Origin of the sequence: Streptomyces sp. ICN903, assembly GCF_022015835.1 — a bacterium.
GTDB classification, from domain to species: domain Bacteria; phylum Actinomycetota; class Actinomycetes; order Streptomycetales; family Streptomycetaceae; genus Streptomyces; species Streptomyces fenghuangensis.
In genome coordinates, this window is record NZ_JAKMAY010000309.1 from 1 (window position 1) to 6,188 (window position 6,188).

Annotated in this window: 4 protein-coding genes; 2 read left to right on the forward strand and 2 right to left on the reverse strand. The window is 72.4% G+C overall.

The window, feature by feature from the left end; translation table 11 throughout:
* Window positions 1-417 precede the first annotated feature (417 nt).
* Window positions 418-867, forward strand: a complete 450-nt coding sequence (locus tag L7D48_RS24100; protein ID WP_237882418.1) for a PTS glucose transporter subunit IIA — start codon at window positions 418-420, stop codon at window positions 865-867.
* Window positions 868-978: 111 nt separating this feature from the next.
* The gene (gene ptsP, locus L7D48_RS24105; protein WP_237882420.1) at window positions 979-2,649 is read left to right on the forward strand and encodes a phosphoenolpyruvate--protein phosphotransferase; all 1,671 of its coding nucleotides are present in this window, start codon (window positions 979-981) and stop codon (window positions 2,647-2,649) included.
* A gap of 68 nt (window positions 2,650-2,717) precedes the next feature.
* Here the strand turns inward: ptsP and L7D48_RS24110 are convergent, their stop codons facing one another.
* Together L7D48_RS24110 and L7D48_RS24115 are read right to left on the reverse strand one after the other, a co-directional pair.
* Window positions 2,718-3,644: a hypothetical protein gene (locus tag L7D48_RS24110; RefSeq protein WP_237882422.1), complete on the reverse strand. Its 927-nt coding sequence runs from the start codon at window positions 3,642-3,644 to the stop codon at window positions 2,718-2,720.
* A gap of 78 nt (window positions 3,645-3,722) precedes the next feature.
* The gene (locus tag L7D48_RS24115; RefSeq protein ID WP_237882424.1) at window positions 3,723-5,756 is read right to left on the reverse strand and encodes an acetoacetate--CoA ligase; all 2,034 of its coding nucleotides are present in this window, start codon (window positions 5,754-5,756) and stop codon (window positions 3,723-3,725) included.
* Window positions 5,757-6,188: the final 432 nt, after the last annotated feature.

A 6,188-nucleotide genomic window follows, 5' to 3' on the forward strand; every position in this document is an offset into this window, starting at 1 on the left:
AACATATCTGGCGTTGACTTTTGGCACGCTGTTGAGTTCTCAAGGAACGGACGCTTCCTTCGGCACCCCTTCCGGGGCCCCTCCGGGCGCTTCCCTTCGGTGTCTCCGACTCTATCAGCCTCTCCTCTGAATTCCGAAATCCGGTCTTCTCTGCGAGCGTGCAGAACCGAACCGGTTACTCAGAGGGAGATGAGGTCGGGCGTCACAGACGCCATTGGCGCCGAACGGAGGTACGAGAGTACAGGCGGACGGATGCGGAGGCAAATCCGGGTCGGCGGGTCCGGACAGGCCGCCACACGCGCGCTCACCGGAACCGGCGGCCCCCATGTCATACGCTTCTGACCAGCTCGCCGATTCAGGACAAGTCAGGACACACGACGACGGTGACCGCTCGGTCCCGCGCCTGGGAGGCTTTCCATGACCACCGTGACGTCCCCGCTGGCCGGGCGTGCCATCGGTCTCGCGGCCGTGCCGGATCCGGTGTTCTCCGGAGTGATGGTGGGGCCCGGTACCGCCATCGATCCGGTCCGTGAACCATCCGTCGCGGTGGCCCCGGTCGACGGCATCGTCGTCTCACTGCACGCGCACGCCTTCGTCGTCGTGGACGGTGAGGGGCACGGGGTGCTGACGCATCTGGGCATCGACACCGTGCAGCTGAACGGCCAGGGTTTCGAACTGCAGGCCGCCAAGGGCGACACCGTACGGCGCGGTGACCCGATCGTCCGCTGGAACCCGGTCGAGGTGGAGGCCGTGGGGAAGTCTCCGGTGTGTCCGGTCGTCGCGCTGGAGGCCACTCCCGACGCACTCGCCGACGTGGCCGAGGGCGTCGACGTGCCTTCCGGCGGCACGCTGTTCACCTGGCGGTGACCCACCGCCCTCTCGCCGACCGCGGGGTCTTCGCGGGCGGCAGGCAGAAGGCGGACGCGTCCCGCCTACGAGACTGAACCGGCCGGAGATCCGGAGACGGGTGAGGGTGAGATGGAGACAACGCTTCGAGGGATCGGGGTCAGCCACGGGTTGGTGATCGGCGAGGTGCGGCACATGGGCACCGCCGAACTGGAGCCGCCGACCCGGCAGACCACCCGGGACGAGGTGCCGCACGAGCGGAGGAGAGCGCGCCAGGCGGTGGAGGCCGTGGCAGCCGACCTGACCGCGCGGGGGAACCTCGCGGGCGGTGAGGCTCAGGCCGTGCTGGAGGCGCAGGCCATGATGGCCCGGGATCCGGAGCTGATCGCCGATGTCGAACGGCGCATCGCCGTGGGCAGCACCGCCGAGCGCGCGGTGTACGACGCACTCGCCGCCTACCGGGCGCTGCTCGCGGGGGCCGGCGACTATCTCGCCGGGCGGGTCGCGGACCTGGACGACGTGCGGAACCGGATCGTCGCCCGGCTGCTCGGGGTTCCGATGCCGGGGGTGCCGAACAGCGACAGGCCCTATGTGCTGGTCGCACGTGATCTGGCACCCGCGGACACCGCGCTGCTGGATCCGTCGCTCGTCCTCGGTTTCGTGACCGAGGAGGGCGGCCCCACCAGCCACAGCGCCATTCTGGCCCGGGCACTGGGAGTGCCCGCGGTGGTGGCCCTGCGGGGTGCCGTCGAACTGGCCGAGGGGACGGTCGTCGCGGTGGACGGCAGTACGGGTGTGGTCACCGTGGATCCGGACCCGGAGCAGCGGGAGGAGATGCTCAGGACCGCCGGGGAGCGCAGGGCCGCGCTCGCGTCCGCCACCGGCCCGGGTGCGACGTCCGACGGGCACAAGGTGCCGCTGCTGGCGAACATCGGAGGTCCGGCGGATGTGGCGGCCGCCGTGGAGGCGGGCGCGGAGGGTGTCGGCCTGTTCCGTACCGAGTTCCTGTTCCTGGACTCCGGTGGGAAGGCACCGTCGGAGAAGAAGCAGGTCGAGGCATACCGGCAGGTGCTGGAGGCGTTCCCGGAGGGGCGTGTCGTGGTGCGGGTGCTGGACGCGGGCGCGGACAAGCCGCTGGAGTTCCTCACCCCCGCCGAGGAACCCAACCCCGCACTGGGCGTGCGCGGGCTGCGTACGCTGCTCGGCCATCCCGAGGTGCTGCGCACCCAGTTGCGGGCGCTCGCCAGGGCCGCCGAGGGGCTGCCGGTGTATCTGGAGGTCATGGCGCCGATGGTCGCCGACCGGGCCGACGCCAGGGCGTTCGCCGACGCCTGCCGGGAGGCGGGGCTGCGGGCGAAGTTCGGCGTGATGGTGGAGGTCCCCTCGGCCGCGCTGAGGGCCCGGTCGGTGCTGCAGGAGGTGGAGTTCCTGTCTCTGGGCACCAACGACCTGGCGCAGTACACCTTCGCCGCCGACCGGCAGGTGGGCGCGTTGGCCCGCTACCAGGACCCGTGGCAGCCGGCGCTGCTGGATCTGGTGGCCATGTCCGCGGAGGCTGCCGGGGCCGAGGGCAAGAGCTGCGGTGTCTGCGGTGAGGCCGCCTCCGATCCGCTGCTTGCGTGTGTGCTGGTCGGGCTGGGTGTCACAAGCCTGTCCATGGGTGCGAAGGCCATCCCCTACGTACGTGCGGAGCTGTCCAGGCGGACCATGGCGCAGTGCGAGCGAGCGGCGTCCGCGGCTCGTGCCTCGGACGGCGGTGAGCAGGCGCGGGCGGCCGCGCAGTCGGTGCTCTCCGGGGAGTGAGCACTGCCCGTCGGCGTGTGGGGTTCCGGCCGTCCCGCGGTGGGGCGGCCGGAACCGGAGGGCGGGGGTCAGAGGTCGTCCTTCCGCCGCTCGTGCCTTCGGTTCTCCGCCGTGTGCTCCGGCAGTGGGAAACCGGCCCGGTAGACAAGGCCTGGCTCGGGTGGGACCGGGCCTCCGGTGCGGGCGTCGGTGCAGTAGGCGGAGAAGACCTCCGCCTCGGTGAGAGGGCGGAGGCGGCCGTCGTTCAGGCTCCAGCCTCGCACCTGCTCGTCGCCGTCGCGGATGGTGCGCATCACCACTCCCCCGGGCCGTCCGGTGGCCAGTCCCGCGGCGAGCACCGTGCGGAAGACCGACTCCTCGGCGGTGGCCGGCTCCGTACCGCCGCGTGGGGTGCGCTCGATGTGGAGGACGGCGACCAGGGGTCCGGTGGCCCCGGTGACGCTGCATACCAGGTGGTGGGTGCCCGGGCCGGCTCCGGCGGTGAGCCGGTCCAGGATGCCGGAGGCGGCGTCGAGGGCCTCTTGTCCCAGGTCTTTTCCGCAGCCGGGGCAGGGGCCGAGGCCGGTGAGGGTGTCGGTGGCGCGTTCCCCGGCCTCCTGGCGCTCCCAGCCGTCGAGCAGCAGGGACAGCAGCCGGTCCAGGGACTGTCCCCGGTAGTGGACGGTGGCGCCGGTCGCGGCGATCTCGGCCACGTAGCGCGCGCGGCTGTCGGGGGTGTCGGGGTCGATCCGCTCCTGGGCGCAGAAGTGCGCGTAGTCGTCCGGCTCGAAGAGACCGACACGGGTGTGGACGCCCTGGGCGGTGAGTGAGCGCAGCAGTCCCTCCGTCTGCCGCAGGTAGTGGTGGTGGTCGTCGAAGGTGAACGTGGTGTAGCGGCGCATGGCCGCGAAGCCGGCCGGATCGGCCACGACGGCGACCGTGCTGGGCGCCTCGCGGCGCAGGGCCCTCCGCGCCGTCCCCGGCCCGCGGCGGTCGCGCCTTTCGTGGTGTGCCATGTCGTCATCCCCCTCGATGGCGTGTTCGCTTGGTGACTCACCGTAATCGAGGGGGCTGACAACGGGCCTCGGGGAGGCTCAGGAGGTGCGGCGTTCCCTGGCCAGGCGCTCGTAGAAGCGCAGGAGCGCTACGTCGTCGACCGAGCCGGGGTTGACCGCCTTGTCGAGTTCGGCGCCTTGGAGGAGGCGTTTGACCGGCACCTCCAGCCGCTTGCCGGTGAGGGTGTGGGGGACGCCCTCGACCTCGATGATCTCGTCGGGGACGTGCCGGGGTGAGAGTTGTTCGCGGATGGCCCGCTTGATCCGGTCGCGCAGGGCGTCGTCGAGGCGGGCGCCCTGCGCGAGGTGGACGAACAGGGGCATCCAGTAGCCGCCGTCGGGCTGTTCCGCACCGATGACGAGGGATTCGCGGACCTCCGGAAGGCGTTCGACGACCTCGTAGATGTCGGCCGAGCCCATGCGGACGCCCTGCCGGTTGAGGGTGGAGTCGGAGCGGCCGTGGATGACGACGGTGCCGCGTGAGGTGAGGGTGGTCCAGTCGCCGTGCCGCCATACGCCGGGGAACATCTCGAAGTAGCTGTCGCGGTAGCGGGAGCCGTCCGGGTCGTTCCAGAAGCGGATCGGCATGGACGGCATGGGGCGGGTGACGACCAGTTCGCCGACCTCGTCGACCAGCGGCCTGCCGTGCGGGTCCCAGGACTGCAGGTCGGTGCCCAGGCCGGGGGCCTGGAGTTCGCCGATGTGGACGGGGAGGGTGGGGACGGCGCCGGCGAAGCAGCTGCACACGTCGGTGCCGCCGCTGACGGAGGCGATCCACATGTCCTGGGCGACCTCGTCGTGGATCCAGCGGAATCCGTCGGGCGGGAGGGGGGAGCCGGTGGTGGCGACGCACCTGACGCGGGAGAGGTCGAGGTCGCGGCCGGGGTGGACGTCGGCCTTGCGGCAGGCCATGACGTAGGCGGCGGAGGTGCCGTAGAAGGTGGCGCCGGTGCGTTCGGCCACGCGCCACTGGGCGTCGGTGCCGGGGTGGCCGGGGCTGCCGTCGTAGAGGACGACGGTGGTGCCGGTGAGCAGGCCGGAGACGAGGAAGTTCCACATCATCCAGCCGGTGGAGGTGTACCAGAAGAAGCGGTCTTCGGGGCCGAGGTCGCAGTGGAGGCCGAGCTGCTTGAGGTGCTCGACCAGGATGCCGCCCTGGGACTGGACGATGGCCTTGGGCAGTCCGGTGGTGCCGGAGGAGTACAGCACCCACAGCGGGTGGTCGAAGGGGACGGGCTCGAAGACCGGTTCGGCCTGCTTGCCGTCGGCGGCGGTCAGGGCGTCCCATTCCAGGGCGCCTTCGGGGGCCGGGGTGCCGAGCAGGGGGATGTGGACGACGGCGCGCAGGGAGGGCAGTTCGCGGCGCAGTTCGGCGACGGTGTCGGTGCGGTCGTGTTCCTTGCCGCCGTAGCGGTAGCCGTCGACGGTGAACAGGACGACCGGTTCGACCTGCTGGAAGCGGTCCAGGACGCTGCGGGCGCCGAAGTCGGGGGCGCAGGATGTCCACACACCGCCGACGGCGGCGGTGGCCAGCAGGGCGACGGCGGCCTGGGGGATGTTGGGCAGGTAGCCGCTGACGCGGTCGCCGGGGCGCACTCCGAGGCGGCGCAGTTCGGCGGCGAGCGAGCCGACCCGGCGGCGCAGCTCCGCCCAGGTGACGGGGACCGGTTCGTGGCTCTCGTCGACGTACAGCAGGGCGGGGGTGTCCGCGCGGGCCGGGTCCTCGCCGGCGCGCAGGGCGTGTTCGGCGTAGTTGAGGGTGGCGCCGGGGAACCAGCGGGCTCCGGGCATGGCGGGGTCGGCGAGGACGGTCTCGTACGGGGTGGTGAAGCGTACGTCGAACCACTCGGTGACCGCCTGCCAGAAGGTGCCGAGTTCCCCGACGGACCAGCGGTGCAGCGCGGCGTAGCTCGCGGCCGGGTCGCCGGGGGTGGCGGCCGGGGCGCCGAAGCGTTCGGCGGCCCATGCCTGGAAGCGGGTGATCCGGGCGCCCTCGATCCGGTCGGGGCCGGGGCTCCACAGGGGCTCCGGCTGGTCTGCGGTCGTCGGTGCGGCGCTGTGCGCGGCGGTCATGGCGGCTCCCGGGCTGTTTTCACGCTTCGTGTGCGTTCGCCTCCCCGCACCGCTCGGCCCCTGGGATGGTGGCCGGGGGCGTGCGGGTGCGCGGCGGCTGTGCAGGACTGTGCCATGTGATCGGTTTCCGCACCAGGGCCGCTCCCCCATACCGGGGGGCCGGACGGTGTGGTTCAACCACGGGGGGACGTCCGGTGAACGGCGGTTGAACGCGGCACCTGCCGCTCGCCGGTGATGGCACTCTGATCAGCATGGATGCACGTGGCCTGGTGCGGTCGGTGAGGTTGGTCGGTGCGGCGCGGGGGTTGCGTGCGGCGCGGTCCGCGTGGCGGGGGCGGCGCGCGGACGCCCGGGCGCTGCCGCGCGGCGGCCGGGAGCGGGCGCGGGTGCCGGGTCCGGCGCGGGGGGCGGAGCCGCGGCCGGGTGGTGGGG

Excerpts from the sequence above, each read along its gene's own strand:
- L7D48_RS24115 (WP_237882424.1), bottom strand. The coding sequence starts at position 5,756 with ATGACCGCCGCGCACAGCGCCGCACCGACGACCGCAGACCAGCCGGAG.
- L7D48_RS24110 (WP_237882422.1), bottom strand. The coding sequence starts at position 3,644 with ATGGCACACCACGAAAGGCGCGACCGCCGCGGGCCGGGGACGGCGCGG.
- L7D48_RS24100 (WP_237882418.1), top strand. The coding sequence starts at position 418 with ATGACCACCGTGACGTCCCCGCTGGCCGGGCGTGCCATCGGTCTCGCG.
- ptsP (WP_237882420.1), top strand. The coding sequence starts at position 979 with ATGGAGACAACGCTTCGAGGGATCGGGGTCAGCCACGGGTTGGTGATC.